Origin of the sequence: Aestuarium sp., assembly GCF_023253315.1 — a bacterium.
Lineage (GTDB): Bacteria > Pseudomonadota > Alphaproteobacteria > Rhodobacterales > Rhodobacteraceae > Marivivens > Marivivens donghaensis.
On sequence record NZ_JALRGW010000092.1, the window covers coordinates 1 to 1130 of the forward strand.

At 28.0% G+C, this 1130-nt stretch carries 2 protein-coding genes; both read right to left on the minus strand.

Features of this window, described 5'->3' with window-relative positions:
* Positions 1-802, minus strand: an 802-nt coding sequence (locus AC1QQ2_RS14325) for a DNA methyltransferase (protein ID WP_479713646.1), incomplete at its 3' end; no start/stop codon positions are given.
* Positions 789-1130: helix-turn-helix domain-containing protein (locus tag AC1QQ2_RS14330; RefSeq protein ID WP_479713647.1), on the minus strand; the 342-nt coding region annotated here is incomplete at its 5' end. The genes AC1QQ2_RS14330 and AC1QQ2_RS14325, both read right to left, overlap by 14 nt.

Sequence of the window (1130 nt, forward strand, 5' to 3'; positions counted from 1 at the left end):
CATCTAATTGTAAAGGGTGTACGTGTTTTTCGTCGTCGTCTTCTTTAGAATCTCTAAACGGTAAAACATTATCAATTCTAATATCATCCCAAACAGAACTGGCATAACGCTGCCATATATAATGGTTTAACTTTGTTATTTTATCATCTTCATTTATGTTTTTCAAATGCTCCCATAATTCAACTTCGTTTAAATCTGAATTATTAGCGTTGTTCCATGCTCTTAAAATATTTGGTAAAATAGGAACTTCACCAGCATAATTATTAATACCAAATTTATGAGTTACAGGAACTTTGTTTTCCCCTTTTTTAGTGAATACTAAAACATAATCAGGCATAGCAGTAAAGCACTTAGTAGAATCTTCAACTATAAACTTATGCATTAAAGATTGCACCATTGTACGCATACGAACTTTTAAAGGCTCTTTCCAAATTGTAATACGATTTCGATATTCAAATCCGTACTTTTGGTGTATTCTTATTATCTCGTTTGGAAAATCCCATAATCGGCAAGTATTATCGAATACATCTGTACAATGAACAGCTGTTATACGTCCTGATTTAGTTACCCTTGCAATTTCTGCAACTAAAAACTCATATTGTTCTAAAAACTGTTCTTTACTTTCGCAGTTTGAAAAATCATTTTCTGAACTTGAATAATTGTACAATCCAGCAAATGGGGGGCTATATATTGATAAGTCAATGCTTTCATTTTCTAAATTAGGCATTACTAACATACAATCGCTGTTAAAAATACTATATGAATCTGTGTGAATTTGATCTTTGCATTTATTTGTTTCCATATCTTTTATTTTTTTTTATGTTTGAGATTAATTGTTCTGATACATTAAATTTTTTAGCTATTTCTCTTTGACTAATTTTAGTTTTTAAAAGTTCTCTTATTTCTTTTATTTCATAATCACTTAATTTAGTTGTTTTTATATTGTTTTTTTTCATCCTATACCATATAGTCATAGTTGATACATTAAAATATTCCGCTATTTTTGATATAGACATAGTTTTTCTTAATTCTTTTAAAGTGTCAATATCTATTTCTTTAAAATTTACATCAATAGATTTATCATTTATTTCAGGATGAAGTTTAATGTGATTACCTCTTGAAACTATTTC